Source organism: Lysobacter sp. KACC 24251, assembly GCF_057747755.1.
Genome location: NZ_CM173222.1, coordinates 2559771 through 2584886 on the forward strand (window position 1 = coordinate 2559771; position 25116 = coordinate 2584886).

Sequence of the window (25116 nt, forward strand, 5' to 3'; positions counted from 1 at the left end):
ATCGCTTGCACCCGGCCTCAGTCGCCGTCGTCGAAGGTGTAATCGAACTCGTAGTAGTGCTCGCCACCGGCAATGGTGATGGCCATGCGTCCGTCGATTCCCGCCAACCCTTCGCTGCCGGAGTCCGGGACCACGGTCAGCTGCAGCGTCGCCGCGCCCCGATTCATCGTCCCGCTGTGCTGCAGGGTGAAGCTCCCGCTGCGCCCTTCCAGCGTCGCCGTCACCCGCTCCAGCGCCACGTAGCCAGCCGAGCCGTCCACCGGCGTGCGGGTCGCCAGCATCTGTCCCTGGCTTTGGCCATCCAGCGGCCCGTGGAAGCGCTTGTCGATCGCCATCCGGCTGATCACCGCGGTCTGGGCTGCGTCGGCCAAGGGCGTCAGCGCCACCTCGAATGTCCCGTTTACCTGCCTCATGTGCGGGTTCCTGTCCCCAGACCTGGGCGGTACGGGCCGCCCGATGCGCATCAATCTGCCAATGCAGTCGTTCAGAAGTCGTCAAAAGCGCATTGCTTCATCGCGATGAAGCGATATAATCACGGCCACGCCAGCCACGGACTTCCGCATGTCGTTCCCCATCAGCTTCGAGTTCTACCCGCCGAAGACCGACGAGCAGCGCGCACAGCTGGACAAGACCGCTGCCAAGCTGAAGGCGCATTCGCCCGATTACGTCAGCGTCACCTTTGGCGCGGGCGGCTCCACCCTCAGCCACACGCCCGAGGCCATCCAGCACCTGCGCGGCCAGCATGGCTATGACGCCGCACCGCACATCACCTGCATGGGCGGCTCGCGCGAGGAGATCCGCGGGTTGCTCAAGCTGTACAAGGCGCTGGGCGCGCGCCGCCTGGTCACCCTGCGCGGCGACCTGCCCTCCGGCATGGTCAGCCCCGGCGACCTGCGTTACGCCAGCGAGCTGGTCGAATTCATCCGCGGCGAAACCGGCGATCATTTCCACATTGAAGTGGCCGCCTATCCCGAAACGCATCCGCAGGCGCGCGATGCGCACGCCGACCTCAAGGCCTTCGTCACCAAGGTCAAGGCCGGGGCCAACGGCGCCATCACCCAATACTTCTACAACGCGGATGCGTACTTCCGTTTCGTCGATGATGCGCGCAAAGCCGGGATCGACATCCCGATCGTGCCTGGCATCATGCCCATCTCCAACTTCAGCCAGATCCGCCGCTTCTCGGACCTGTGCGGCGCGGAAATTCCGCGTTGGGTCGCACAGCGCATGCAGGCCTATGCCGATGACGCGGACAGCGTTCGCGAGTTCGGCGCGGAAGTCGTCGCGCAGCTTTGCACGAGGCTGATGGAGGGCGGTGCGCCGGGGCTGCACTTCTACACGCTCAACCTGTCGAAACCAACACTGAACGTACTGGCGAGAATCGACGCGGTTTGAGCGGGGTTCAGCCCCACGGGCTGTTTTCAGACACGGCGTTGACGACAACGCGGGGAGCATGCGCGTACCCCCACGTTGTTCGTCATTCGTGCCATGAAAACGCTCCATGCCACTGCTGCCGCCGCACTCACCCTGCTCGCCGCCTCGATGCCGGCGTCGATGCCGGTCAATGCCGCCACGGGCATCCAGCGCTGCCAAGCGACCGACGGCACCACGGTCTACACCGACAAACCATGCTCGGTGCACGGCGCCACCGCGAAACCGATGTCCGGTGATCTGCTGACCCGCATCGCGCGCGAAGAGGCGATGTCGGAAGCGCACTACGACCTCGCCGATGCGACCCAACCGCTTGCCCTCCCTGCGCCGGGCCGCCGCTCGGCCGCCGCCGGGTGCGCGCGCTCGGCGACGCAGCTTGCGATGGACTTGCGTGGCGCCTTTGCGCTGGGCGACATCAACCGCATCGCCGAGAGTTTCCAATGGGCGGGCAAGACCCACCGCGAAGGGCAGATGGGCATGGAACGCATCGACCGGCTCACGGACGCCCCGCTCGCGGATGCTCGCTATATGGATGCCACGATCGGTTCCGCAGGCCTGCAGTTCGCCGATGCCTCCACCAGTGCGGGCGACGCCAATGCCGGCATCATGCAGTTGTGGTTCGGTGAAGGCGGCGCCCAGCGCATCGTCGATTTGGAGGTCAAGCGCTACCAGGGTTGCTACTTCGTGGAATTCTGATCGACTTCGCAATTCCAGCCACCCGGTCGGCTCTGTGGGCTGAACCCGGGTGCAACCGGGGCACCGAAGCGTCGAGAAGCGCACTGTTCGGCTTCGGAGCCCGGCGCTAGGCTGCGTCAATGTCGAGCAATCCCACCGCCATCCTGATCTCGCTGCTCGCGGTAGGCGTCGGGATGGGGCTGCCCGGTACCGCGTCGGCCCAGGTCCACCGCTGCACTGGCGCCGATGGGAGCACCACCTTCACTGACAAGCGCTGTCGCGATGTCAACGCCGTGGAAGCGTCGCCAACCCCGGCCGCACCCGGGGCCGTGGCCAAGGGCCTTCGCGCCGCGCGCTGCCCACGCAACGTGCAGGACCTCATCTACGAGGTGACGAGCGCCATCGACCGCCGCGACGCGAATCGGCTCGCAGCGCTATATCACTGGCCCGGCATGTCCAGTGAGCAGGGTTACCGCATCATGGAGCGACTGTCGGTCATCGTTGAGCGACCGTTGGTGGACGTGTCCGCGGTGATGCCAACCTCCCCGGAGGGCGTGGATGGCGAGTACTACCCGCAGACCACGGTGCGGCAGGCGCCGGTCGGATTGCGCGTGGAACAGACGCTGGCGAATGGAAGCACACCATCGCGCACGCACTTCGGCCTGCGCCGCCACCTGGATTGCCTGTGGATCAGCTTCTGATCGGCGCCCCGATGTTGCAGCGCAGCTTGTCGCTCCGCCGCTGCTGAACGACCCTTGGCGCCGCACGACGGATTCGTGCGTCACTATTCGGGAAATCCAAACCATGAACCACACCCTTCGTTTTGCCGCGGGGCTGGCGGGCTTTGTGCTCGCCGGTTCGGCGGTCGCGGCCGGCAAGCCGCTGTTCGTCGCCCAGTCCGCCAACGCCGACGCCCGCAACGAGCGCGTGCTCGAGACGCTGCTGGCCAACCCCAGCACCCGTGACCTGCGCATTGTCTCCGTGGATGCGAGCGCCAGCGACAGCAGCCAGATCGAACTGCAGCTGGGCAGCCGTCGGCTCACTGTCGACCGCGCCCGCACTGAGCGCACCGCGCGCGGCAGCACCGTGTGGGTGGGCCATGTCCGCGAGACGGCCACCCAGCGCGGCTACGCCCCGCGTGACACCACCGCCGACCCACTCAATGACGTGGTGCTGGTTCGCCACGGCGAGCAGATCACCGGCACCGCGCGCGTCGCCGGCCAGCTGTATCGGATCCGCCCGCTGCCCAGCGGCGAGACGGCGGTGATCGAGGTCGATGAGTCGCGCATGCCGGCCGACCATCCGGCCAATGCCTACCAGCAGATTTTCGACGCCGCGGCCAAGAAGATCACCGCCAGTGGCAAGCCGTGCCGCACCAATTGTGGCGGTGGCGGCACCCCGGTCGACCCGGGTCCGACCCAGACCATCCGCGTGATGGTGGTCGCCACCAGCGATGCCATCACCGCCTACGGCGGCGACATGCAGGCGCTGGTGGAACTGGCCGTGGCCGAGTCCAACCAGGGCTACGTGAACTCCAACGTGGGCATCAACATGGTGCTGGCCAACTATTCGACCACCACGTACGCCACGGCGGGCATGAGCACGGACCTGAGCCGCTTCCGCAGCACCACCGACGGTTACATGGACACCGTCCATGCCACCCGTGACGCCAATGCCGCTGACGTCGGCGTGCTGGTGAACAACGATGCCTCGTCGTGCGGCCTGGCCTCGGGCATCGGCTCCACCGCCTCGACCGCGTTCGCCGTGGCCTACTGGGACTGCATCACCGGCTACTACAGCTTCGCGCATGAAGTGGGCCACCTGCAGTCGGCCCGCCACGATCCGGCTGCCGACCCGACCACCTCGCCGTACGCGTATGGCCACGGCTACCGCGCCCCTGACAACAGCTGGCGCACCGTCATGGCGTACAACTGCACGGGCGCCGGCTGCCCGCGCCTGAACTACTGGTCCAACCCGGCCGTCACCTACGGCGGCGTGCCGATGGGCACCTACGACAAGAGCCACAACCAGCGCGTGCTGGTGGAAACCAAGGCGACCGTCGCCGGCTTCCGCTGATCCGCGGTAGCGCAACACCTCGGGCGCCGCACGGGAAACCGTGCGGCGCCTTCTTTTGCGGGCCGGGGTAAAATGTGCGCTTTCGTACCCATCGAGACGCTGGCATGAGCATGCAATACCCCGAATGGATCTGGCACAACGGCGAGATCAAGCGCTGGGCCGATGCCACCACCCACGTGATGTCGCATGCCCTGCACTATGGCTCATCGGTATTCGAAGGCATCCGCTGCTACGAGACCCCCAACGGCCCGGCGATCTTCCGCCTGACCGACCACAACAAGCGGCTGTACGCCTCGGCGCGGATCTACGACATGCCCATGCCGTACGACCTGGCGACGCTCAACGCGGCCTGCCGCGAGGTCATCAAGAAGAACGACCTGACGAAGGCCTACCTGCGCCCGTTTGCCTACCGCGGCCTCGGCGGCTTCGGCCTGTCGGCCGACACGCCTGTGGAGATGTCGGTCGCCTCGTGGTTCATGGGCCCGTACCTGGGCGACGGCGCGCTGGAAGCCGGCATCGACGCCTGCGTGTCCAGCTGGCAGCGTTTCGCGCCCAACACCATCCCAGCCGGCGCCAAGGCCGGCGGCAACTACCTGTCCGGCCAGCTGATCGCGCGTGAGGCGCGTCGCCTGGGCTTCGGCGAAGGCATCGCGCTGGCCTCGACCGGCCTGCTGAGCGAAGGCGCCGGCGAGAACCTGTTCCTGGTGTTCGACGGCGCGCTGCACACCACGCCGGTGAGCGCCGCGTTGCTCAACGGCATCACCCGCAACACCATCATCACCCTGGCCAAGGACGCCGGCATCGAAGTGGTGGAGCGCGACATGCCGCGCGAGTACCTGTACCTGTGCGACGAGCTGTTCATGTGCGGCACCGCCGCCGAGATCACCCCGATCCGCTCGGTCGATGGCCGTCAGGTCGGCGCCGGCCACGCCGGCCCGGTCACGCGTCGCATCCAGGAACTGTTCTTCGGCCTGTTCGACGGCCGCACGGCCGACAAGCACGGCTGGCTGGAAATGCTGGACTGAGGCACTTGGGGCCGCCCGCGCTGCGTCTCCCCGCTGACGTGTCGCGTCGATGCGCGCGTACCACCTCAACGCCGCCGGCAACCCCGGCGGCGTTGTCGTTTCCGCCCCTCAGCGGGCGAAGGTCAGGGTCGCGACGACGCCCCGCTCTTCGCCCGGGCGCACGCTGACGTTCCAGCCGTACAGGTCGCAGAGCCGGCGCACGATCGACAGCCCGATGCCACCGCCCTGCGAGTGCCCGGCATGGGTGCCTCGGTAGCCGCGCTGGAACAGCTTGGCGGCATCCTCCGCGCTCAGCCCAGGCCCGGAGTCGGCCACCTCCACCGCGTTCCCGGTGACCTGCACCACGACTTCGCCGCTGGGCGTGTACTTCACCGCGTTGCCGATCAGGTTGCCCAAGGCGACGGCAACTGCCGCCTCGGGCGCATCCACCACCAAGCCCCGCTCGCCTTCAATTCGCAGCTCCAGCGCCTTGCCGCCCAGTTGCGTGCGATGCACGTCCAGCAACTGTTCGGCCTGGCGCGCCACATCGGTGGCACCGTGGCCACGTTCATTGCGCGACAGCAGCAACAGCGCGCTGATCAGGTCGGTGCACTGCTGCTCGGCACGCTGGATGCGCTGCAGGCGGCCGCGGGTCTTGTCGTCCAGTTCGGGCTTGGACAGGAGCAGTTCCACCGCGCCACGGATCACGGCGAGCGGCGTGCGCAGTTCGTGGCTGACGTCGGCATTGAACTCGCGATCGCGCTGCACCACCTCGGTCAGCCGCTCGGCGTAATCATCCAGCGCGGCCGCCAACTGACCCACCTCGTCGTCGGGGAAATGGCTGGCCAGCGCTTCGGCTTGCGCGGTGCGGCCGGAACGCTTCAGCCGCGTCGCCAACTCCGACACCGGGCTCATCACCCGTGAAGCCGACCACCATCCGACCAGCAGCGACAGCAGGGTGAACACCACCACCGAGCTGTAGATGGCCCGATTGAACTGCATCTCGCCGCGCATCGACTGGGTCATGTCGTAGGCGAGGAAGAACCACTCGTCCTGGGTCTTGCGCACAGCCAGCTTGTACGCAAACGGGCTGCCATCCGGGTTGCGACCGGTGATGCTGTGGATGCCATCGCCCAGTTCGTACCAGTCGGGCTGCTCCAGGCGGAGCGCCTGGAAGTTCTCGCGCTTGACCACCCGCCCCAGCATCTGCTGCACGCCAAACTCGGGCTTCTGGTCGGGCTTGGCGAAGTACTGACGGGCGTACTCGTCGATGTTGCGGTTCATCACGTCCTCGACCAGCGTGTTCTCGACCCGGGTGCGGGTCCAGTTGGTCGCGAACGCGAACAGCATCGTCAGCCCGAAGCCGAGGAGGACGAAGCCGAGGATGATGCGGCTGCGCAGCCGCCTGCGGTAGCGCCGCCGGTGGCGACGCGACGCTGGAGCCCGGTCAGGTGGCGCCATCGTACGGGGCGATTCGGTAGCCGATGCCGTGACGGGTCTGGATCATGGGCTCGCCGAAGGGTTTGTCGAGCACCGCGCGCAGGCCATGGATGTGCACGCGCAGGCTGTCCGAGTCCGGCAGCTCCTCGCCCCACACCCGCGTCTCCAACTCCTGCCGGGTGACCACCGCCGGTGACGCTTCCATGAGCGCCTGCAGGATCTTCAGCGCCGTGGGGTTGAGTTGCAGAAGCTTGCCCTGGCGCCGCACTTCCAGCGTATCCAGGTTGTATTCCAGGTCGCCCACGTTCAGCACGCGGGTCTGCACGCCACGACCGCGGCGTGCCAGTGCATTGAGCCGGACCTCCACCTCCTGCAGGGCGAAGGGCTTGATCAGGTAGTCGTCCGCGCCGGAATCGAAGCCGGCGAGCTTGTTGTCCAAGCTGTCGCGCGCGGTCAGCATCAGCACCGGGGTCTGCTTGCGCGCTTCGTTGCGCAGCTTGCGGCACACCTCCAGGCCATCGAGGCCGGGCAGGTTGAGATCGAGCACGATGGCGTCGAACTCATGCACCACCGCCAGATGCAGGCCGGTGATGCCGTCGGCGGCAAAGTCCACGGTGTGTCCGCGGTCTTCGAGGAAGTCGCCAAGGTTGGCGGCGATGTCCTGGTTGTCTTCAATGACTAGGATGCGCATCGAATCGTCCTGTTGGTGGGTCCTTCGACCGCGTTGCCGCGCCCGGGTTCCGATGACCGCGATGGCAGCGTCGCCATCGTGCGACTCGATTCTGCCAGAGCGCCCGTCAGTATCCGCTTCATGCGCGCCGCACCGGTATACGGTGCAGTGGAAACGGTGCAATCGGCAAGCGGTGCGTGATCGGCAAGCGGTGCGTGCAGGAAAAACAAAGACCCAGACGTGGGATCGCCACGCCTGGGCCAAAAGGTGTTGCCCCGATACCGAAGCCCGCTGTCCCGGGCCATACCTGACGCGGAGAGGCAAAGCTGCGGTACCGATGAGCCTACTCAGGGTGCGATTAAAGCGCCGTTAAAATCGTGTGACCCGAATCGCCGAGACGGGGTCAGGAACGTCGGGCCGCGACGGTGCGCTTGCGCGGACTGCGAGGAGATCTGGAGTCATCCTCGCCTAAAATCGCCGAACGCGTCGTCAATGTCGATTTGGCAATCTTCCTGGGGGAAGACTGTCGGGCCGTCGCAACAGATTGCGAGACGTATTCCACCACCGCGCCGGCCACATCCACCCCGGACGCCTCCTCGATCCCCTCCAACCCCGGGGATGCGTTGACCTCCAGCACCAGCGGACCGCGCGCAGAGCGGATCAGGTCGACGCCGGCCACGCCCAACCCCAGCGACTGCGCGGCGCGGATTGCCGTCTCCTGCTCCAACGCGGTCGGCTTGACGCCCTTGGCCTGGCCGCCGCGATGCAGGTTGGAGCGGAAGTCGCCCTTGGGGGCCTGACGCTTCATCGCCGCCACCACCCGATCGCCGACCACGAAGCAGCGGAGGTCCGCGCCCTTCGCCTCGGCGATGAACTCCTGCACCACGAACTGCGCGTACAGCCCGCGCAACGCCTCGATCACCCCGCGCGATGCCGACAGCTTCTCCGTGAGCATCACCCCTGCACCCTGGCTGCCCTCGTTGAGCTTTATCACGTGCGGCGGCGGGCCGAGCATCGACAGCAGGTCGACTGTGTCGTCGGGGTTGTCGCCAAACACGGTGACCGGCAGGCCGATACCCTGGGCCGCCAGCAACTGGTGGCTGCGCAACTTGTCGCGCGCGCGCAGCACCGCGTCCGACGGGTTGGGCGACCAGGTACCCATCAATTCGAACTGGCGCAGCACGGCCGATCCGTACCGGGTCACCGATGCGCCCACGCGTGGGATCACCGCGTCGAAACCGCGCAGTTCGTGGCCCTTGTAGTGCATGTGGAAGCCCTCGCTGGCGATGCGCATGTAGCAGCGCAGCGGATCCAGCACCCGCACGGTGTGGCCGCGCTCGCGGCCAGCCTCCACCAGCCGCCGGGTGGAGTAGAGCTTGGTGTTGCGCGAGAGGATCGCGAGCTTCATGACAGGGGTATCCGAGGAAACGGGGAAAACGGCGCAGCGGCAGGACGCGCGCGGCCGTGGAGGAAAGAACGCGCCGGATCGACGGTGAACGCGCGCGCCATGGCGGTCCGGCCAAGCAGCATCGGGAACAACATGCCGTGGCGAGCGGCGAGGTTCATCTCGATCTCGCGCTCGACGCCACCCAGCACCAACGTCGTGCGCAGGAAGGCCCGCAAGGTCCGATGCCCGCCGGAATCGGTGACCGGTCGCTCGTCCCAGATCGGGGCGGCGGCTTCCACCGCCACCTGACCGGGCGCCCCGGGACTCACCCGGAAGCCCACCCACGGCGCGCCCTGCTCATGGAACCGCCACTGCGCATCCACATGCAACGCGGAGGTGCGCGCGCCTGAGTCCACCTTGGCCCGCACCGCATCGATGCCCAGTCCCGGCAGTGACACCCACTCCCGCCAACCCAGCACGACCGTCGTTCCCATGGCGCCTCCCGGCATCGTTCAACCACGCCACCCAGCATCCAGCCGCATGAATACACTTCGATGAATCAGACGCATCCGGCCGGCACGCCGGTGGCAGCACATGCCGCCGCCTGCAAACCAAAAACGGCGGTCAACCCCGAAGAGGCTGACCGCCGTTGTGTCTGGAGCGGGTGATGGGAATCGAACCCACGCTAGCAGCTTGGGAAGCTGCAGTTCTACCATTGAACTACACCCGCGACACGACAAGTCTATGCCGCGGGCCACACGCTTGGCAACGCGGCGCCCGACTTCCGGGCACCGCGCGGTGGGCTTAGAAGCCCATGCCCACCGAGGCGAACACGGTGGCGTGGTTGCCAGCTTCCTGGCCAACGGTGAGGCTGGTGCCGAGGTTGGCATCCATGCCCAGCAGCTGCGTGCGCGCACCGAAGGTCAGCGTGCCGTAGGACTGGTCGAAGCTATGGCCCGGCACCGCGTACGGCAGCGTGTTCGGCATCGACTGCAACTGCGCGAAGGCCTGCGCCGGCGCATCCTCGAACTCCTTGTCCCAGGTGACGCGGGCGTAGGGCTTGAGATGCTCGTGGATGGTGCCGCTGACCTGCCAGCCGGCCGAGCCGATCAGCGAGTCGAAGCTCTGCTCCGGATACGCCAGCGAGGTCGACAGGGCCGCGTCGTTCTCGGCGAATGCATCGATTTCGATCTTCTGCGACAGCACGGCAATCACCGGACCGTGGCGCAGCGAGCCTTCGCCGAACTCCCAACCCGCGCTGGCGCCGAGGCTGACGTTGCTGCCATCGACCGAGGCCGAGTGGGTGCGGGTCACCGGACCGAGGACCACGTCGCGGTCGGTGTCAAAGCCCAGCTGGGTGTAGCTGGCCTGCGCGTTGGCCCACAGGCCGCCGTCGGCCTTCCAGCCGATGAAGCCGCCGAGGCTGGCGTCGGACTGGTCGAAGCTGCCACCGCGGCGGCCCCAGTCCTGCGCCTGCTGGCCGTAGCCACCGAACGCACCGAACACCACGTTGCCGCGAGTCCAGTTGGCGCCCACGCTCAGGGTCGGGCCGGCGCCGTCATAGGTGTTGCCTTCGCCGTAACGCTGGAAGTCGCCACGCACGTCAGCCCACCAGCGCATGCCGTCGGCCTCGGCCGGGGTCAGCTGCGCGGCGACGCGCTCGGCGCGGGCACGGCCCACCATCGAGGCGGCGTTGGGCAGCAGCGCCATCTGGCGCGGACCTTCGATCACCGAAACCACGTACTGCGACACGATCTGGTGCGCACGCGTGGTCGGGTGCACGCCGTCGGCGAACAGGTAGGTATTGGGCGCATCCGGCGTGACCAGGCTGGTCGGGTTGCAGGTCAGCGAATTGGCGGTGATCTGCGGCTGGCAGGCGGTGCCGGTGACATTGGTGAAGCCGTAGGTGCCCGGCGAGGCCATGATCTCGCGCAGCAGGTTGAAGGTGTCGATCGGGATCACGCGCAGACCGTTGCTGGCGAGGCCTCCGAACAGCGCATTGTTGTACGCGGTGGTCAGCGAGGTACCAATGGCCTGCGCCGAGGGGCCCTGCGCGCGGAACGCCGGGGTGGCACCCAGGTCGGGCACGGTGGCAACGAGGATGTATTGAGCGCCGGCGCCGGTCAGGCGGGCGACGATCCCGACCTCCGCTGCGACGCCGGCCGCAATGGTGGTCTGGTGGTCGGCGCCACCATTGGTGATGGAGAACAGATCGTTCGCCCCGCCCCACACCGTGTACAGCGCGCCGGGATCCGCACGCCCACCGGTGCTGGTGAGGTAATTATTGACCTGCGTGGCGAGCGAGGGGATTGGACCGAGTTGACCGGTGACGTTGAGGCCCACGTGGGCTCCGCCCGCGGCGTAGTTGGTACCCGTCTGGCCATTGCCGTTGGGGGACGCGGTGGTGCCGTAGTAGTCCGCCAGGTGCTGCGCCCACACATAACCGGGGTTGGTGGTGAACTGGCCGGTCACCGCGCGCACGCTGGCGGGCAGCAGCGGACGGAAATAGCCGGCATCGGTCAGGCTGTCACCGAAAAACACGGTCTGGGTGAAGGTCTGGGCAAAAGCAGGAGCGGCGGCCAGCAGGAGCGCGGCAGCCAGGGCGGTACGGACAGGCTTCTTCATTCAATTCCCCGAAATGGTGTTGAGACGTTCTGGCAATCATTGCCGCGCGACGGAATCCCCTCCGTACCCGCACGGATGGCGCATCGAAACATGTCCCCGGTCACGGAACAAGGTGCACCGCGACATTTCCTTAACAAATTGCGCCGGCGGCCTCCCATGACTGGCTCCGCCGCGAACAAGCGCCGACAATGCGCGGATGGACATTCTCTTGAACGGCGAGCCGCGCACGCTGGCGGCGCCCGCCTCCGTGCAGCAGCTGCTGCAGGCCGAAGGGCTGCAAGAACGCCGCGTGGCGGTCGAAGTCAATGGCGAGATCGTGCCGCGCAGCCGTCACGCCGAGTGGGCGCTGGTGGCGGGTGATCGGGTGGAGATCGTGCACGCGCTGGGCGGCGGCTGAGAGACCCCGCTCCGGCGAACAACGCAGCTGGTGGCATGTGCGCACGAAGTCCGCGCCCCCGGCGGGGGGGCGACCCAATGCGGACAGGCACGCGAGGTGAGGTAACCCGGCCGCCCGCCACTCCTCCTGAGCGTCCGGACCCGAAGCTTTGCGAAGCTGGCTTGCGCCAGCGGTGCCATTTCGTACCTCGCGAGCCTGCGCCGCGGGCCGCGATCTGCGCCGGGTACAGGGGGGAACGCCGGCGATGTCGATGCGCTGCCCACTTATGGATACGCGGTAGCCCACGGGATCCGGCCAACGTGACGGGCAGTACAAGGCACGCGCGACCACCGGAGCGCTTCGACCGACGGGCGGCGCTGCTAACATACCCGCATGACCCTGCACGCCCTTACTCCGCTGGCCGACGACGCGCTCGTCATTGCCGGCAAGCCCTACCGTTCCCGCCTGCTGACCGGAACCGGCAAGTTCACCGGCCTGGAGCAGACCCGCCTGGCCACCGAGGCCGCGGGTGCGGAGATCGTGACCGTCGCCATCCGCCGCACCAACATCGGCCAGGACCCGGGCCAGCCCAACCTGCTCGACGTGCTGCCGCCCGACCGCTACACCATCCTGCCCAACACCGCCGGCTGCTACACCGCCGATGACGCGGTGCGTACCTGCCGCCTCGCGCGCGAGCTGCTGGACGGCCACAAGCTGGTCAAGCTGGAAGTGCTGGGCGACCAGAAGACGCTGTATCCCGACGTGGTGGCGACGCTCGCCGCCGCCGAGCTGCTGGTGAAGGACGGCTTCGACGTGATGGTCTACACCAGCGACGACCCGATCCTGGCCAAGCGCCTGGAGGAGATCGGCTGCGTGGCGGTGATGCCGCTGGCCGCGCCGATCGGCTCGGGCCTGGGCGTGCAGAACAAGTACAACCTGATCGAGATCGTCGAGAACGCCAACGTGCCGATCATCGTCGACGCCGGCGTGGGCACCGCCTCCGACGCTGCCATCGCGATGGAACTGGGTTGCGACGGCGTGCTGATGAACACCGCCATCGCCGGCGCCAAGGACCCGGTGCTGATGGCGCACGCGATGAAGCTGGCGGTGGAAGCCGGCCGCGCCGCGTTCAAGGCCGGCCGCATCCCGCGCAAGCGCTTCGCCAGCGCCTCCTCGCCGGTCGACGGCCTCATCGGCTGATATCGGCCCGCTGCACAGACCACGCGATCGATGACTGACCCGTTCAACAGCGAAGGCGCCAAGGTGCCGCCCAAGCCATTCACCGTCGAGGAAGGGCACCGCCGCATCCGCAGCTTCGTGCTGCGCCAGGGCCGGTTCACGCCGGCGCAGCAGCGTGCGTTCGACGCGCTGTGGCCCCGCTTCGGCCTGGATTACGCCGGCACACCCAAGGACTTCGATGCCGTGTTCGGGCGCCAGGCGCCGCGGGTGGTGGAGATTGGCTTCGGCAACGGCGAGGCCCTGCGGTTTGCCGGCGCCAACGACAAGGTGCGCGACTTCATCGGGCTGGAAGTGCATGCCCCGGGCGTGGGCCGCGTGCTCAATGCCCTGGCCGAGGACGGCTCGAACAACGTGCGCGTGTACCACCACGACGCGGTGGAAGTGCTGGAGAACGAGATCGCCGACGGCAGCCTCGACGAGATCCGCATCTACTTCCCCGATCCGTGGCACAAGAAGCGGCACAACAAGCGCCGGCTGGTGAATCCGGACTTCGCCGCCCTGCTGGTGCGCAAGCTCGCGCCCACGGGCCGCTTGCACCTCGCCACCGATTGGCACGACTATGCAGAGCAGATGTGGGACGTGCTCGACGCGACGCCCGGCATCAGCAACCGTGCCGGCCCGCGTGGCTCGGTGCCGCGTCCGGAATGGCGTCCGCAGACCCATTTCGAGACGCGCGGCCAGAAGCTCGGGCACGGCGTGTGGGATCTTGTCTACGACCGCGTCGCGGACACCTGACCTGAGAGCCTGACCCGAACGGCATGGAAGACACCGCGCTGACGCTCACCACCGACATGATGCTCGTGCTCGGGCTGGTGGGCTTCACGATGGTGATGTTCCTGTTCGAGCGCATCCGCGCCGACGTCGTGGCGCTGGTGGTGCTGGTGATGCTCGGCCTGGCCGGTTTGGTGGCCCCCGAGGAGATCTTCAACGGCTTCTCCTCCAACGCGGTGATGAGCATCATCGCCACGATGATCCTGGGCGCCGGGCTGGACCGCACCGGCGCGCTCAACCGCCTCGCGGGATGGCTGCTCCGTCGCGCGCATGGCGTGGAGTCGCGGCTGATGCTGCTGACCGGCGCCGTGGCGGGCCTGAACTCCTCGATCATGCAGAACCCGTCGGTGATGGCGTTGTACCTGCCGGTTGCCTCGCGGTTGTCCTCGCGCACCGGCCTGACCCTGCCCCGCCTGCTGCTGCCCATCGCCGCCGCCATCGTGATGGGCGGTGGACTGACCATGGTCGGCAACTCGCCGCTGATCCTGCTCAACGACCTGCTACTGGCGGCCAATGGCAACCTGCCCTCGGGTGCGGCAACCATCGAACCGCTGAAGATGTTCGCGCCGCTGCCCATCGGCCTGGTGCTGCTGGCCGGCTCGCTGACCTACTTCCATTTCCGCGGCAGCAAGCTGGAGCGCGAGGACGACGGCACCGGCGCCACGCCTGCCCGCACCCAGAGCTACTTCGCCAAGGCCTACGGCATCGAGGGCGATGTCTACGAGTTGACCGTCACCGCCGAGAGCCCGCTGGTGGGCATGTCGCTGGGTGAAGCCGAGGCGCTGCACGGCGCGCCTCTGATACTGGCGCTCAAGAGCGGCGATGACGCGCGCCTGGCGCCGCCGGCCGACACGCGCCTGTGGGTGGGCAGCGTGCTGGGCGCCATGGGCCCCAAGGAGCAGGTGAGCGACTTCGCGCAGAACCAGTTCCTGCGCCTGAGTGCACGGCTACGCAACTTCGGCGACCTGTTCAACCCCAGCCGCGCCGGCATCGCCGAGGCGGTGATCCCGGCCACGTCCGCCTTCATCGGCAAGACCGCGCGTGCGCTGGCGTTGCGCCGGCAGATGGGCCTGGACCTGCTGGCGGTGAACCGCGACAAGACGGTGTTGCGCGAGAACGTGCGCGACGTGGCCCTGCGCGCGGGCGACATGATGGTCATCCACGGCATCTGGACCGACCTGGCCGAGACGGCCAAGTCCAAGGATCTGGTCGTGGTCACCGACTATCCCAAGGGCGAGCAGCGCCCGCACAAGCTGAAGATCGCCTTGGGCATCTTCGCCCTGGCAATGCTGCTGGCGCTGTCCTCGCGGCTGCCGGTGTCCATCGCGCTGATGACCGGCGTGGCCGGCATGCTGATCACCGGGGTGATCAACATCGACGAGGCCTATGCCTCGATCAACTGGAAGACGGTGTTCCTGATGGCGTGCCTGATCCCGCTGGGTTGGGCGATGGATTCCAGTGGTGCGGCGGCGTGGGTGGCCGGACACAGCATCGAGCAGTTCCCGGACGGGACCCCGTCGTGGGTGCTGCAACTGTCGCTGGCCCTGCTGACCACCGCGTTTTCGCTGGTGATCAGCCACGTGGGCGCGACCATTGTGATGGTGCCGCTGGCGATCAACCTGGCCCTGGCCGCGGGGGGCAACCCCACTGCCTATGCGCTGATCGTGGCGTTGTCGGCCTCCAACAACTTCATGACCGCCTCGAACCCGGTGATTTCGATGGTTACCGGCCCGGCCGGTTACACCGGCAAGGAGCTGTGGCAAGTCGGCGGACCACTGTCGCTGATCTACACCGTGATCGCGGTGGTGATGGTCAACCTGATGTTCTGATCTGGGTGTCGTTGGCGCGTGATGCGGCCTTCCAACCCGCTGGGCTACGCCAGGAACACCGCGCCATCGCGCACCACGACCGGGACGGCGCGCAGCGCTTCGCCGCGGCAGGGGCCCGCCACGCATTCCCCACCGCCCAACTCGAAACTGGCGCCGTGGGCGGCGCACACCAGCAGTCCATCCTTGCTGCGCAGGAACTCACCCGGTGCCCAGTCCAGGCGGCGCCCGGCATGTGGGCAGATGTTGAGCCAGGCGCGCACCGCATCGCCCTCCCGGTAGAGGATCAGCGACTCCGCGTCGCCGTCCAGCACGACCTCGATTTCGGCAAAGCCACCCTCGGAAATGTGATCCAGTGCCAGCAAAGGGCGGGGGTCGGGGCTCGTGTTTAACACTTCCATCACACCTCTGCCGGTAGGGGTCGACGATACTTCGGTGACCGGCGTATTGCGCCATTGTGTCATGACGTACCGAATGTCCGCCCAAGCCTTCCGTTTCGACAGCTTCGCCTTCCAGTCGCGCATGCGCTCCGCTTTTGAGCCGCGCAAGCCACGCCACCGCCTGCTGCGTTTCGCCCTGGGCCTGGTCGGACTGGGTCTTGTGCTGGTGCTGCTGGCCTTCAGCCTGGTGATTGGCGCGGTCATGATCGGTGGCGGCCTTCTCTACCGCCTGTGGGCCCGTCGTGGCAAGCCGATCGCGCGCGCGGCGAACGTGGTGGAAGGTGAATACCGCGTGGTCACGCGGCAGGCCTTGTCGCAGAACCGCTGAAGCGGGTCCGCGGCCCCAAGGCCGCTGACGACAGGCGCGCGGCGTAGCACACTAGCCGCTTCGCCCCAGCACGAGTTCCCATGAGCGACGTCATCCCGGCGGCGGCCACGCCCCGCGTCCCGGTCCGCCTCGGCGGCCACCTCTCCGCCACGTTCCCGGTCCGCCGCATCTTCTGCGTGGGCCGCAATTTTGCCGACCATGCCCGCGAGATGGGCGCGGCCGTTCCCGCCTCCCACGCCGAACGCGGGCAGCCGGTGTTCTTCTGCAAGCCGGCCGATGCGCTGGTGCTGGATGGGCAGGTGCCCTACGCCCGCGGCACGCATGACCTGCACCACGAGGTGGAACTGGTCGTGGCGCTGGGCGCGGATGCTCCCGATGGCATCCTCGACCCCGCGCATGCCGATTCACTGGTCTATGGCTATGCCGTCGGACTGGACCTGACCCGCCGCGACCTGCAGGCTGCGGCCAAGGCCAAGGGACTGCCGTGGGACACGGGCAAGGCCTTCGACCAGTCCGCGCCGGTCAGTGCGATCGTGCCGGCCGGCGAAGTCGCCGATCTTGCCGCCCGCTCGCTGACGCTCACCATCAACGGCTCGGTGCGCCAGCACGGTGCGCTCAGCGACCTCATCTGGACCGTGCCGGAAATCCTCCACGAGCTGTCCAAGCTGTTTGCGCTGAAGGCCGGCGACCTGGTGTTCATGGGTACGCCCGCTGGTGTGGGTCCCTTGCAGGTGGGCGACGCGTTCGCGGCCTCGCTGGACGGCGTGGTCACGCTGGAGGGACGGGTGACGGCGCCTTCCACCGGCACGTTATAGTCGGGCCGCGTCACCCACCGTTCCACCTAGAGGAGAGCAACGGTCCATGGGCATGGTCAGCGAATTCAAGGAGTTCATTGCGCGCGGCAACGTCGTCGACCTGGCGGTCGGTGTCGTCATTGGTGCCGCCTTCGGCAAGATCGTCACGGCGCTGGTGGATGGCATCGTCATGCCGGTGATTGGCGCGGCCAGCGGCGGCGTGAGTGTCAGCGACTGGAAGTACGTGCTCAGCCCGGCGCAACTGGACGCTGCGGGCAAGGAAGTCGCGGCGGAAGTGGCGGTGAAGTACGGCCTGTTCCTGCAGACGTTGATTGATTTCGTGCTGATCGCCTTCGTGATCTTCCTGTTCCTGAAGGCTTACAACCGGATGCGCAAGCCTGCCGATGCCGCGCCCGCCGGGCCCAGCGAGGAAGTACTGCTGCTGCGCGACATCCGCGACGCGCTGAAGAAGTAACGCGGCCAGCCCCGCCGTGCCACCAAAGTGGCATGACGGTTGGCACAGCACGCCGAAGCCACGGGTTGTTACGCTCGTGGCTTCGTCTTTTCTGTTCGAGGTACCCGGAATGCGCGCACTATCCGCGGCGATTGGCATCGCACTGGCCAGCGCCACCCTTTTTGCCGCATCCGCCGCCTCGGCACCACGCCAGACCCGCATACCCGCTTCGGCCCTCACTACGGCCGTACAGTTGCGCGAGGCGGCGCTGGCCAGCGACCTTGGCTACCGCGTCACCGAATCTCTCACCACCGAGGTGGGCCCGCGCATGGCGGGCAGCGAGGGCGATGCCCGTGCGGTCGCATGGGCACAGGCCAAGTTCCGTGAGCTCGGTTACGACAAGGTGTGGATCGAACCGGTGACGTTTCCGAAATGGGAGCGCCGTTCCGAGCACGCGCAGGTGCTGGGGCCGCACGCGCAGCCGCTGACGCTGACCGCGCTGGGCGGCAGCCCGGGCGGCACGGTGGAGGGCGAAGTGGTGCGCTTTGCCGACCTGGCGGCCTTGGAAGCCGCCCCCGCGGGCTCGCTGGCAGGCAAGATCGCGTTCGTGGACTACCGCATGGAGCGTGCGCGGGATGGCAGCGGCTACGGCCCTGGGTCGCGCGTGCGCAGCCGCGCCCCGTCGGTGGCCATCAGCAAGGGCGCGATCGGTTTCCTGATGCGTTCGGCGGGCACCGACTCGCACCGCCAGCCGCACACCGGCATCACCCGTTTCGACGAGGGGCTCACGCCGATTCCGTCGGCGGCGCTGTCGGTGCCCGATGCGCAGCAGTTGACCCGACTGCTGCAGCGTGGCCCGCAGCAGGTACGCATCAGCCTGGACTGCGGCTGGACCGGCACCGCCACCTCCTACAACGTGATCGGCGAGATCCGCGGCAGCAAGCGCCCGCATGAGGTGGTGCTGATCGGCGGCCATCTGGACTCCTGGGACCTGGGTACCGGTGCGGTGGACGATGGCGCCGGCGTGGGCCTGACCATGGCCGCCGGCGCGCTCATCGGCCAGTTGCCCAAGGCGCCCGCGCGCACCGTCCGCGTGGTGGCCTTCGCCAACGAGGAGCAGGGCCTGTACGGCGGCAAGGCCTATGCGCAGCAGCACGCCAAGGCGCTGCGGCAGCACCAGATCGCGGCGGAGAGCGATTTCGGCGCGGGCCGGATCTACGCCTACTCCAGTTCGGCACCAGCGCATGCGCAGGAAGCCGACCGGCAGATCGCGACAGTGCTGGCTCCGCTGGGCATCGAACATGTGCCCGGCCAAGGCGGCCCCGGCCCGGACATCAGCCCCTTCGCCGCCGATGGCCTGGCCTGGGCGCGGCTTGCGCAGGACGGCAGCGACTACTTCGACCTGCACCACACCCCCGACGACACGTTCGACAAGATCGAACCGCAGGCGCTGGCGCAGAACGTGGCCGCGTACGCGGTGTTTGCCTATCTTGCGGCGCAGGCCGAGGGTGACTTTGGCAGCGCGCCGAAGGCCCAGGCGACGGACTGACCGGCCAGCACGTACCAATGAACAACGCCCGGCTTCAAGCCGGGCGTTGTTGTTGGCGGCGCGGGCAAACCAGGCCCCGCCTGCAGACGAGGTGGCTTCAGGCTTTGCGCTGGCGTGCGCGCCATGCCGCAAGCAGCACCGCCGTCGCCGAGGCGACGTTGAGACTCTCCACCACGCCGGTGCCGGGGATGGACACCTGCAGGTCACAGGCAAGGGCCAGTTCGCGGTCCATGCCCTCGCCTTCGGCGCCCATCACGTACACCACGCGCTGCGGCAGGTCAGTGGCGAACACGTCGCGTCCACCCTTCACCACCGTGGCGGCCAGGATGAAACCGGCGCCGCGCAACTGGGCGAGGGCGTTGTCGGTGCGGCCCAGCCGGACCAGCGGCACGTGCTCGGCGCCACCTTCTGCCACCCGCGCGGCAGCCCCTGACAGGGCCAGCGGCGAATGCTTGGGCAACAGCACGGCCGACACGCCGAAATGCGCGGCCGAGCGCAGGATTGCGCCGAGGTTGTGCGGGTTGCCCACGCCGTCCAGCCAGATTGCCAGTTGCGGGCCCGCGGGCAGGTCGCGCAACCAGGTGGACAAGGATTCCGGTTCGGCGCGCAGCACGTCGGCGACCACGCCTTCGTGGTGGGCGCTGGCCGACAGCTTGTCCAGATCGGCGTCCTCGACCACCCGGTAGCCGACGCGGTTCGCCACGCACCACGCCAGCAGTGGCTTGAGCGCGGGGATACGCGATTCGACCAGATACAACTTGCGGATGGCCTCGGGACGCTTGGCGAACACGGCGTGCACGGCATTGAGCCCATAGAGCCGCAGCTCGCGGGGGCCGCGCGTAGCGGCGGGGTCGCCGCCGGGCTCGGCGGGGGACCACTCTGTCGATTCGACGGCTGGCCGGGTGCGCGGCGGCAGGTCGCGGCCCCGCGCTGGAGCAGGACCGCGCGGGGCGCGTTCCGCCCATGGCCGGTCGCCACGATCCGCGGGATCGGCGGAACGCGGCGGTGCGGGCCGCTCATCCGGGCGCGGACGGTCCGAATGCTGGGCCGACCGCGGCCGTTCCGTCCGCTCACCCCACGGGCGCGCGGGCCCGTCCGGTCGCGGCGGTTGGCCACGGCCGTGGCCCGGGCGGGGAGGACGACGTTCGCTCATGACAATGGTCCGGTCAGGGGTTGCCGCCGCCCGGACGACGCCAGAAGTCCGCGTTGCGGATGCCCAGCGCGTCCGGATCGAACACCGGATCCTTGCCGGCCTTCCTCTGCGCCTCGTAGTCGCGCAGGACCAGCATCGCCGGCTTGTGCAGGATCAGGATGGCGATGATGTTGAGCCACGCCATCAGGCCCACGCCGATGTCACCCAGCGCCCAGGCCTGTGTGGCGTTGTGGAAGGCGCCAAACACCACCATCGCCATGATGCCCAGGCGCAGCAGCAGGATCGCGAGCGGGTGCGTGCGGCCGGTGCCGGCCACGTAGGTCAGGTTGGTCTCGGCCATGTAGTAGTAGGCCATGATCGTGGTGAACGCGAAGAAGAACAGCGCCACGGCCACGAAGCCGGCGCCCCAGCCCGGCAGGATCGATTCCACCGCTGCCTGGGCGAAGCCAGGGCCCGCCTCCACGCCCGGCAGGGCGTTGTGCAGCATCGCCACGCCATCGGGTGCGTGCACGTTGTACATGCCCGAGGCCAGCACCAGGAACGCGGTGGAGGTGCACACCAGCATGGTGTCGATGTAGATGGCGAAGGCCTGCACGTAACCCTGCTTGGCCGGGTGCGAGACCTCGGCCGCGGCGGCGGCGTGCGGGCCCGTGCCCTGGCCGGCCTCGTTGGCATACACGCCACGCTTCACGCCCCACTCCACCGCCAGGCCCAGCAGCGCGCCGAACGCGGCGTGCGTGCCGAAGGCGCTGCTGAAGATCAGCTTGAACATCTCCGGCACCTGCTCGGCGTTGAGCACCATCACCGTCAGCGCCATCAGGATGAAGCCGCCTGCCATGAACGGCACGACCACCTCGGCGAAGTTGGCGATGCGCTTGACGCCACCGAAGATGATGACAGCCAGCATCAGCGCGACACCGGTGCCGATCCCCAGCTTCAGCGCCTCACGCGCCGGCATGCCCATCCACTGCCCGTCCATCGGTCCGCACAGCGCGGTGCCCTGGCAGGCGTTGGCCACGCTGTCGGCGATGGCGTTGGCCTGCACGCCCGGCATCAGGAAGCCGGTGGCGATGATGGTGGCGAACGCGAACAGCAGCGCGTACCACTTCAGGCCCATGGCCTTTTCAATGTAGTACGCCGGGCCGCCGCGGTAGCGCCCCTCCGCGTCCTTGACCTTGTAGATCTGCGCCAGGGTGCATTCCACGTACGACGTCGACGCGCCCAGGAAGCCCATCACCCACATCCAGAACACCGCGCCCGGACCACCGAATGCGATGGCCGTGGCGACGCCGGCGATGTTGCCGATGCCGATGCGGCCGGCCATGGACATGGCCAGCGCCTGGAAGGAGGAGACGCCCGCCGCGGAGCTCTGCCCAGTCACGGTCAGCCGGAACATCTCGACGACCCCGCGCACCTGCATGAAGCGCGTGCGTACGGTAAAGAAGATGCCGGCGCCCAGGCACATGAAGATCAGTGCCTTGCTCCAGATGATGCCGTTGATTGATGCGAGCAGTGATTCCACCAGTGTCTCCCCGAAAATGGCGCGCCCCCCGGAGGCGCGTTTGAGGCGCCCACGATAACCGCATCGGGCGGCGTACGACACGGTCCGGTGCAGGTTTGCGCCGTCACGACGACCGCATTCCAGGGGAAAACCGCAACGCTGGGCGGATCAGCACGGACCAGTAGATGGCGCCGGCCGGTGGCGCCCGGCAGTGCCGGGACGCCACGACGGCCAAGGGCCGCGCCGGATCAGGCGTGCCCGCCGGCCTGCGGCGTGGTGGCCTCCTGCTCTTCCAGCTCGCGGGTCACGGCCTCGGGTGAGCGGGTGTAGCGCGCCAGCAGCACGTAGAACACCGGCACCACCACCAGCGACAGCAAGGTGGAGAACGACACGCCAAAGATCACCACCACGCCGATGGTGGCGCGGCTGGCCGAGCCCGGACCGCCGGCCAGGACCAGCGGCAGCGCGCCGGCCACGGTGGCAATGGAGGTCATCAGGATCGGCCGCAGGCGCACGGCCGAGGCTTCCACGATGGCGTCGTGGATGCGGCGGCCCTCGTCGCGCAACTGGTTGGCGAACTCGACGATCAGGATGCCGTTCTTCGCCGCAAGGCCCACCAGCATCACGATGCCGATCTGGCTGAACAGGTTGAGCGTGCCCCCTGTCAGCCACAGTCCCAGCAATGCGCCGAGCACGCCCAGCGGCACGGTCAGCATGATCACCAGGGGGTGGATGAAGCTTTCGAACTGCGCCGCCAGCACCAGGAACACGATCAGCAACGCCAGCGCGAAGGTAAGCAGCACCGCGCCGCCGGCCTGCTGGTACTCGCGCGACTCGCCCTTCCAGTCGATCTGCGCGTGCTCCGGCAGCTCCTCGCGGACCACGCCCTGCAGCCACTCGATGGCGTCACCCATGCGGTAGCCCGGCGACAGGCCCGCACTGATGGTGATCGCGCGCAGCCGGTTGAAGCGGTTCAGGCTGCCCGGCTCGGCCAGTTCGCGCAGGGTGACCAGGTTGGACAACGGCACCAGGCTGCCATCGCGGGCCCGGACCTGGATCGCGGCCAAGTCGGCGGGCGAGGCGCGGCCCTCGCGGCCGGCCTGCACCACCACGTCGTACTCCTCACCGTCCTGCACGAAGGTGGTGACACGACGGCTGCCCATCATCGATTCCAGCGCGCTGCCAATTGCCGTCACGCTGACGCCCAGGTCGGCCGCACGCTGGCGGTCGATGTCGACACGCATCTGCGGACGGGTTTCCTTGTAGTCCGAGTCGACCGAGAACAGGCCCGGGTTCTGCTCCATGCGTGCCAACAGGCGGTCGCGCCATTGCGCCAGCTCCGCATAGTCCGGCCCACCCAGCACGATCTGCACCGGCTGTCCGCGGCTGCGCACCAGGCCCGTACGCACCGACGGGTTGGCACGCACGCCCGGCAGCTTGCCCAACTCCGCGCGCAGGCTGTCGACCACGTCGTTGGTGCTGACGTCGCGCTTGTCCCAGTCCTGCAGGAACACGATTACCTGCCCGGTGTGCATCTCCTCGCTGGCGCCGAAGCCACCGGGCACGCGCGTGTTGGCGCGCTGGATCGGCTGGCCCTCGCCGATATGCCCGGCCAGCACCTTTTCCACCTGCTGGATCTGGCCCACGGTGTAGTCGAAGCCGGCGCCTTCCGGCCCCTGCACCGAGACGAAGAACGAACCGCGGTCCTCGGGCGGCGCCAGTTCGGACGGCACCACCTTGAACAGCACGACGCTGACCGCCAATGACGCCAGCATCAGCGCACCGAACAACCACGGGCGCTCGACGCTGCCGTCGAGGAAGCGGCGGTAGCGCACACCCAGCGCGTCCAACCGGCCGTTGATCCAGCGGTTGAGGCGCCACGATTTTTCCTGGTTGTGCGGTCGCACCAGCTTGGACGACATCATCGGCGTCAGCGTCAGCGCGACGAACGCCGAGATCGCCACCGCACCGGCCAGCGCCACCGACAACTCGCGGAACAGGCGGCCAGTGTTGCCTTCCATGAAACCCACCGGCAGGAACACCGCCACCAGCACCGCGGTTGTGGCGATCACCGCGAAGGCCACCTGCCGCGTACCGCGCGCGGAGGCCACCAGGCGGGGTTCGCCCAGGTCGGCGCGGCGCTGGATGTTCTCCAGCACCACGATGGCGTCGTCCACCACCAGGCCAATGCACAGCACCAGCGCCAGCAGCGTCATCAGGTTGATGGAGAAACCGAACAGGTAAAGCGGGATGAACGCCGCCACCAGGCACACCGGCACGGTCACCGCCGGGATCAGCGCCGCACGCACGCTGCCCAGGAACAGCCAGATCACGATCAGCACCAGCGCGATCGCCTCGAACAGCGTGCTGTACACGCGCTCCACCGAGGCCTCGATGAACACCGTGCTGTCGAAAGCCACGAAGATCTTCGTGCCCTGCGGCAGGCTCGGCTGGATGCGCTCGGCCTCGGCGCGCACCGCCTTGGCAACGTCCAGCGCATTGGACGTGGAGGTCTTGATGATGCCCAGGCCCACGTTCGGCGCGCCGTTGCTGCGGAAGTAGGCGCGCCGCTCGGCCGAGGCCAGTTCCACCTTGGCCACGTCGCCCAGGCGGACGACGTAGCCGTCGTTGCCCTTGCGTAGCGGCATCTGCGCGAACTCTTCGGCACGCTGGTAACCACGGGCCACGCGCAGGGTGAAGTCACGGTCCGCCGACTCGATGCGCCCGGCGGGCAACTCGACGTTCTCGGCGCGCAGGGCGCTTTCGACGTCGCCAACGGTGATCCCGCGCGCCGCCAGCGCGTCGCGATCCAGCCACACGCGCATTGCGTACCGCTGGCCGCCGCCCAGGCGCACCTGGGCCACGCCATCGATGCTGGAGAGGCGGTCCACCACGTAGCGATCGGCGTAATCGCTGAGCTCCATGGTGTCCATCTTCTCCGAGCTCATGTTGAGCCACATGATGGTCTCGGCGTCGCTTTCCACCTTTTCGATCTCGGGCGCGTCGGCCTCGTCAGGCAGGCGGTCCACCACGCGGCTGACCGCATCGCGCACGTCGTTGGCCGCGGCTTCGATCTCGCGCTCCAGGCTGAACTCGATGGTGATGCCGGAGCGGCCGTTGACGCTGCGCGACTCGATGGTCTCGATGCCCTCGGTGCCGGCCAACGCATCCTCCAGAACCTGGGTGATGCGGGTCTCGACCACCGCGGCCGAGGCGCCGGGGTAGCTGACCGACACCGAGACCACCGGCGGGTCGATGGCCGGCAGCTCGCGCAGGGTCAGGCGCGAGAATGCCATCACGCCGAGCACGATCAGCAGCAGGCTCATCACCGTCGCGAAGACGGGACGACGGATCGAGATGTCGGAGAGCAGCATGGG

Annotated in this window: 22 protein-coding genes, 1 tRNA gene, 1 pseudogene and 1 riboswitch; of the genes and pseudogenes, 13 read left to right on the forward strand and 11 right to left on the reverse strand. The window is 68.0% G+C overall.

The features are described 5' to 3' along the window. Nucleotides 1-17: 17 nt before the first annotated feature. The gene (locus AC3ARF_RS11910; RefSeq protein WP_498928188.1) at nucleotides 18-413 is read right to left on the reverse strand and encodes a DUF3224 domain-containing protein; all 396 of its coding nucleotides are present in this window, start codon (nucleotides 411-413) and stop codon (nucleotides 18-20) included. Nucleotides 414-561: 148 nt separating this feature from the next. On the opposite strand from AC3ARF_RS11910, the gene metF reads away from it, so the two are divergent. The 5 genes from metF (at nucleotide 562) to AC3ARF_RS11935 (ending at nucleotide 5207) form a co-directional block, all read left to right on the forward strand. Then, nucleotides 562-1395, forward strand: coding sequence for a methylenetetrahydrofolate reductase [NAD(P)H] (metF, locus tag AC3ARF_RS11915; RefSeq protein ID WP_498928190.1), 834 nt, complete (start codon nucleotides 562-564; stop codon nucleotides 1393-1395). A gap of 93 nt (nucleotides 1396-1488) precedes the next feature. After that, nucleotides 1489-2127, forward strand: coding sequence for a hypothetical protein (locus AC3ARF_RS11920; protein ID WP_498928192.1), 639 nt, complete (start codon nucleotides 1489-1491; stop codon nucleotides 2125-2127). 119 nt (nucleotides 2128-2246) lie between these two features. Further along, the gene (locus tag AC3ARF_RS11925; RefSeq protein ID WP_498928194.1) at nucleotides 2247-2807 is read left to right on the forward strand and encodes a DUF4124 domain-containing protein; all 561 of its coding nucleotides are present in this window, start codon (nucleotides 2247-2249) and stop codon (nucleotides 2805-2807) included. Nucleotides 2808-2910: 103 nt separating this feature from the next. Then, nucleotides 2911-4182, forward strand: coding sequence for a M12 family metallo-peptidase (locus AC3ARF_RS11930; RefSeq protein ID WP_498928196.1), 1272 nt, complete (start codon nucleotides 2911-2913; stop codon nucleotides 4180-4182). A gap of 104 nt (nucleotides 4183-4286) precedes the next feature. Next, nucleotides 4287-5207 (forward strand): branched-chain amino acid transaminase, encoded by a 921-nt coding sequence (locus AC3ARF_RS11935; RefSeq protein ID WP_498928198.1) that lies wholly within the window; start codon nucleotides 4287-4289, stop codon nucleotides 5205-5207. A gap of 108 nt (nucleotides 5208-5315) precedes the next feature. Here the strand turns inward: AC3ARF_RS11935 and AC3ARF_RS11940 are convergent, their stop codons facing one another. The 6 genes and pseudogenes from AC3ARF_RS11940 to AC3ARF_RS11965 all read right to left on the reverse strand — a co-directional run bounded on the left by AC3ARF_RS11940 (nucleotide 5316) and on the right by AC3ARF_RS11965 (nucleotide 11284). Beyond that, nucleotides 5316-6647, reverse strand: coding sequence for a sensor histidine kinase (locus tag AC3ARF_RS11940; RefSeq protein ID WP_498928200.1), 1332 nt, complete (start codon nucleotides 6645-6647; stop codon nucleotides 5316-5318). Continuing rightward, a complete protein-coding gene (locus tag AC3ARF_RS11945; RefSeq protein WP_498928202.1) occupies nucleotides 6634-7317 on the reverse strand; it encodes a response regulator transcription factor in 684 nt (227 codons plus the stop codon). The genes AC3ARF_RS11940 and AC3ARF_RS11945 overlap by 14 nt, the downstream gene beginning before the upstream one ends. 517 nt (nucleotides 7318-7834) lie before the next feature. Further along, nucleotides 7835-8704: pseudogene (rimK, locus tag AC3ARF_RS11950) on the reverse strand (30S ribosomal protein S6--L-glutamate ligase); the annotation flags it as partial. Then, complete coding sequence (locus AC3ARF_RS11955) at nucleotides 8701-9177, reverse strand: ATP-dependent zinc protease family protein (RefSeq protein ID WP_498928204.1); 477 nt, start codon at nucleotides 9175-9177, stop codon at nucleotides 8701-8703. The gene AC3ARF_RS11955 and the pseudogene rimK, both read right to left, overlap by 4 nt. A gap of 162 nt (nucleotides 9178-9339) precedes the next feature. Then, a tRNA-Gly gene (locus tag AC3ARF_RS11960) sits at nucleotides 9340-9413 on the reverse strand. Nucleotides 9414-9487: 74 nt separating this feature from the next. Continuing rightward, nucleotides 9488-11284: an autotransporter domain-containing protein gene (locus tag AC3ARF_RS11965; RefSeq protein WP_498931865.1), complete on the reverse strand. Its 1797-nt coding sequence runs from the start codon at nucleotides 11282-11284 to the stop codon at nucleotides 9488-9490. A gap of 220 nt (nucleotides 11285-11504) precedes the next feature. On the opposite strand from AC3ARF_RS11965, the gene thiS reads away from it, so the two are divergent. The 4 genes from thiS to AC3ARF_RS11985 all read left to right on the forward strand — a co-directional run bounded on the left by thiS (nucleotide 11505) and on the right by AC3ARF_RS11985 (nucleotide 15523). Further along, nucleotides 11505-11705 (forward strand): sulfur carrier protein ThiS, encoded by a 201-nt coding sequence (gene thiS / locus AC3ARF_RS11970; protein WP_498928206.1) that lies wholly within the window; start codon nucleotides 11505-11507, stop codon nucleotides 11703-11705. A gap of 97 nt (nucleotides 11706-11802) precedes the next feature. After that, a riboswitch (cyclic di-GMP riboswitch) is annotated at nucleotides 11803-11892 on the reverse strand. A 185-nt stretch (nucleotides 11893-12077) separates the two neighbouring features. Next, on the forward strand, nucleotides 12078-12884 hold the full coding sequence (locus AC3ARF_RS11975; protein WP_498928208.1) for a thiazole synthase: 807 nt from the start codon (nucleotides 12078-12080) through the stop codon (nucleotides 12882-12884). Between the two features lie 30 nt (nucleotides 12885-12914). Then, nucleotides 12915-13658, forward strand: coding sequence for a tRNA (guanosine(46)-N7)-methyltransferase TrmB (gene trmB, locus AC3ARF_RS11980; protein WP_498928210.1), 744 nt, complete (start codon nucleotides 12915-12917; stop codon nucleotides 13656-13658). Nucleotides 13659-13681: 23 nt separating this feature from the next. Further along, the gene (locus AC3ARF_RS11985) at nucleotides 13682-15523 is read left to right on the forward strand and encodes an SLC13 family permease (RefSeq protein WP_498928212.1); all 1842 of its coding nucleotides are present in this window, start codon (nucleotides 13682-13684) and stop codon (nucleotides 15521-15523) included. 44 nt (nucleotides 15524-15567) lie between these two features. Here AC3ARF_RS11985 and AC3ARF_RS11990 read toward each other — a convergent pair whose 3' ends face one another. Next, the gene (locus AC3ARF_RS11990) at nucleotides 15568-15921 is read right to left on the reverse strand and encodes a Rieske (2Fe-2S) protein (protein WP_498928214.1); all 354 of its coding nucleotides are present in this window, start codon (nucleotides 15919-15921) and stop codon (nucleotides 15568-15570) included. A 73-nt stretch (nucleotides 15922-15994) separates the two neighbouring features. Between AC3ARF_RS11990 and AC3ARF_RS11995 the strand changes: the two genes are divergently transcribed. From AC3ARF_RS11995 to AC3ARF_RS12010, 4 genes are all read left to right on the forward strand, one after another. Then, a complete protein-coding gene (locus AC3ARF_RS11995; RefSeq protein ID WP_498928216.1) occupies nucleotides 15995-16288 on the forward strand; it encodes a hypothetical protein in 294 nt (97 codons plus the stop codon). 80 nt (nucleotides 16289-16368) lie between these two features. Continuing rightward, nucleotides 16369-17103 carry a fumarylacetoacetate hydrolase family protein gene (locus AC3ARF_RS12000; RefSeq protein WP_498928218.1) on the forward strand — a complete coding sequence of 245 codons (735 nt, stop codon included), beginning with the start codon at nucleotides 16369-16371 and terminating at the stop codon, nucleotides 17101-17103. 46 nt (nucleotides 17104-17149) lie between these two features. Further along, complete coding sequence (gene mscL, locus AC3ARF_RS12005) at nucleotides 17150-17557, forward strand: large-conductance mechanosensitive channel protein MscL (RefSeq protein ID WP_498928222.1); 408 nt, start codon at nucleotides 17150-17152, stop codon at nucleotides 17555-17557. A 109-nt stretch (nucleotides 17558-17666) separates the two neighbouring features. Further along, nucleotides 17667-19085, forward strand: coding sequence for a M28 family peptidase (locus AC3ARF_RS12010; protein ID WP_498928224.1), 1419 nt, complete (start codon nucleotides 17667-17669; stop codon nucleotides 19083-19085). Nucleotides 19086-19182: 97 nt separating this feature from the next. Here the strand turns inward: AC3ARF_RS12010 and AC3ARF_RS12015 are convergent, their stop codons facing one another. The 3 genes from AC3ARF_RS12015 to AC3ARF_RS12025 all read right to left on the reverse strand — a co-directional run bounded on the left by AC3ARF_RS12015 (nucleotide 19183) and on the right by AC3ARF_RS12025 (nucleotide 25113). Beyond that, nucleotides 19183-20001 carry a TrmH family RNA methyltransferase gene (locus tag AC3ARF_RS12015; RefSeq protein WP_498931867.1) on the reverse strand — a complete coding sequence of 273 codons (819 nt, stop codon included), beginning with the start codon at nucleotides 19999-20001 and terminating at the stop codon, nucleotides 19183-19185. A 250-nt stretch (nucleotides 20002-20251) separates the two neighbouring features. Then, a complete protein-coding gene (locus AC3ARF_RS12020) occupies nucleotides 20252-21760 on the reverse strand; it encodes an alanine/glycine:cation symporter family protein (protein WP_498928225.1) in 1509 nt (502 codons plus the stop codon). Between the two features lie 227 nt (nucleotides 21761-21987). After that, nucleotides 21988-25113 carry an efflux RND transporter permease subunit gene (locus tag AC3ARF_RS12025; protein WP_498928227.1) on the reverse strand — a complete coding sequence of 1042 codons (3126 nt, stop codon included), beginning with the start codon at nucleotides 25111-25113 and terminating at the stop codon, nucleotides 21988-21990. Between the last annotated feature and the right edge of the window lie 3 nt (nucleotides 25114-25116).

What these genes read in the sequence shown, in the direction of transcription:
- AC3ARF_RS11910 (WP_498928188.1), bottom strand. Translation starts at nt 413, where the DNA reads ATGAGGCAGGTAAACGGGACATTCGAGGTGGCGCTGACGCCCTTGGCC.
- metF (WP_498928190.1), top strand. Translation starts at nt 562, where the DNA reads ATGTCGTTCCCCATCAGCTTCGAGTTCTACCCGCCGAAGACCGACGAG.
- AC3ARF_RS11920 (WP_498928192.1), top strand. Translation starts at nt 1,489, where the DNA reads ATGAAAACGCTCCATGCCACTGCTGCCGCCGCACTCACCCTGCTCGCC.
- AC3ARF_RS11925 (WP_498928194.1), top strand. Translation starts at nt 2,247, where the DNA reads ATGTCGAGCAATCCCACCGCCATCCTGATCTCGCTGCTCGCGGTAGGC.
- AC3ARF_RS11930 (WP_498928196.1), top strand. Translation starts at nt 2,911, where the DNA reads ATGAACCACACCCTTCGTTTTGCCGCGGGGCTGGCGGGCTTTGTGCTC.
- AC3ARF_RS11935 (WP_498928198.1), top strand. Translation starts at nt 4,287, where the DNA reads ATGAGCATGCAATACCCCGAATGGATCTGGCACAACGGCGAGATCAAG.
- AC3ARF_RS11940 (WP_498928200.1), bottom strand. Translation starts at nt 6,647, where the DNA reads ATGGCGCCACCTGACCGGGCTCCAGCGTCGCGTCGCCACCGGCGGCGC.
- AC3ARF_RS11945 (WP_498928202.1), bottom strand. Translation starts at nt 7,317, where the DNA reads ATGCGCATCCTAGTCATTGAAGACAACCAGGACATCGCCGCCAACCTT.
- AC3ARF_RS11955 (WP_498928204.1), bottom strand. Translation starts at nt 9,177, where the DNA reads ATGGGAACGACGGTCGTGCTGGGTTGGCGGGAGTGGGTGTCACTGCCG.
- thiS (WP_498928206.1), top strand. Translation starts at nt 11,505, where the DNA reads ATGGACATTCTCTTGAACGGCGAGCCGCGCACGCTGGCGGCGCCCGCC.
- AC3ARF_RS11975 (WP_498928208.1), top strand. Translation starts at nt 12,078, where the DNA reads ATGACCCTGCACGCCCTTACTCCGCTGGCCGACGACGCGCTCGTCATT.
- trmB (WP_498928210.1), top strand. Translation starts at nt 12,915, where the DNA reads ATGACTGACCCGTTCAACAGCGAAGGCGCCAAGGTGCCGCCCAAGCCA.
- AC3ARF_RS11985 (WP_498928212.1), top strand. Translation starts at nt 13,682, where the DNA reads ATGGAAGACACCGCGCTGACGCTCACCACCGACATGATGCTCGTGCTC.
- AC3ARF_RS11990 (WP_498928214.1), bottom strand. Translation starts at nt 15,921, where the DNA reads ATGGAAGTGTTAAACACGAGCCCCGACCCCCGCCCTTTGCTGGCACTG.
- AC3ARF_RS11995 (WP_498928216.1), top strand. Translation starts at nt 15,995, where the DNA reads ATGTCCGCCCAAGCCTTCCGTTTCGACAGCTTCGCCTTCCAGTCGCGC.
- AC3ARF_RS12000 (WP_498928218.1), top strand. Translation starts at nt 16,369, where the DNA reads ATGAGCGACGTCATCCCGGCGGCGGCCACGCCCCGCGTCCCGGTCCGC.
- mscL (WP_498928222.1), top strand. Translation starts at nt 17,150, where the DNA reads ATGGGCATGGTCAGCGAATTCAAGGAGTTCATTGCGCGCGGCAACGTC.
- AC3ARF_RS12010 (WP_498928224.1), top strand. Translation starts at nt 17,667, where the DNA reads ATGCGCGCACTATCCGCGGCGATTGGCATCGCACTGGCCAGCGCCACC.
- AC3ARF_RS12025 (WP_498928227.1), bottom strand. Translation starts at nt 25,113, where the DNA reads ATGCTGCTCTCCGACATCTCGATCCGTCGTCCCGTCTTCGCGACGGTG.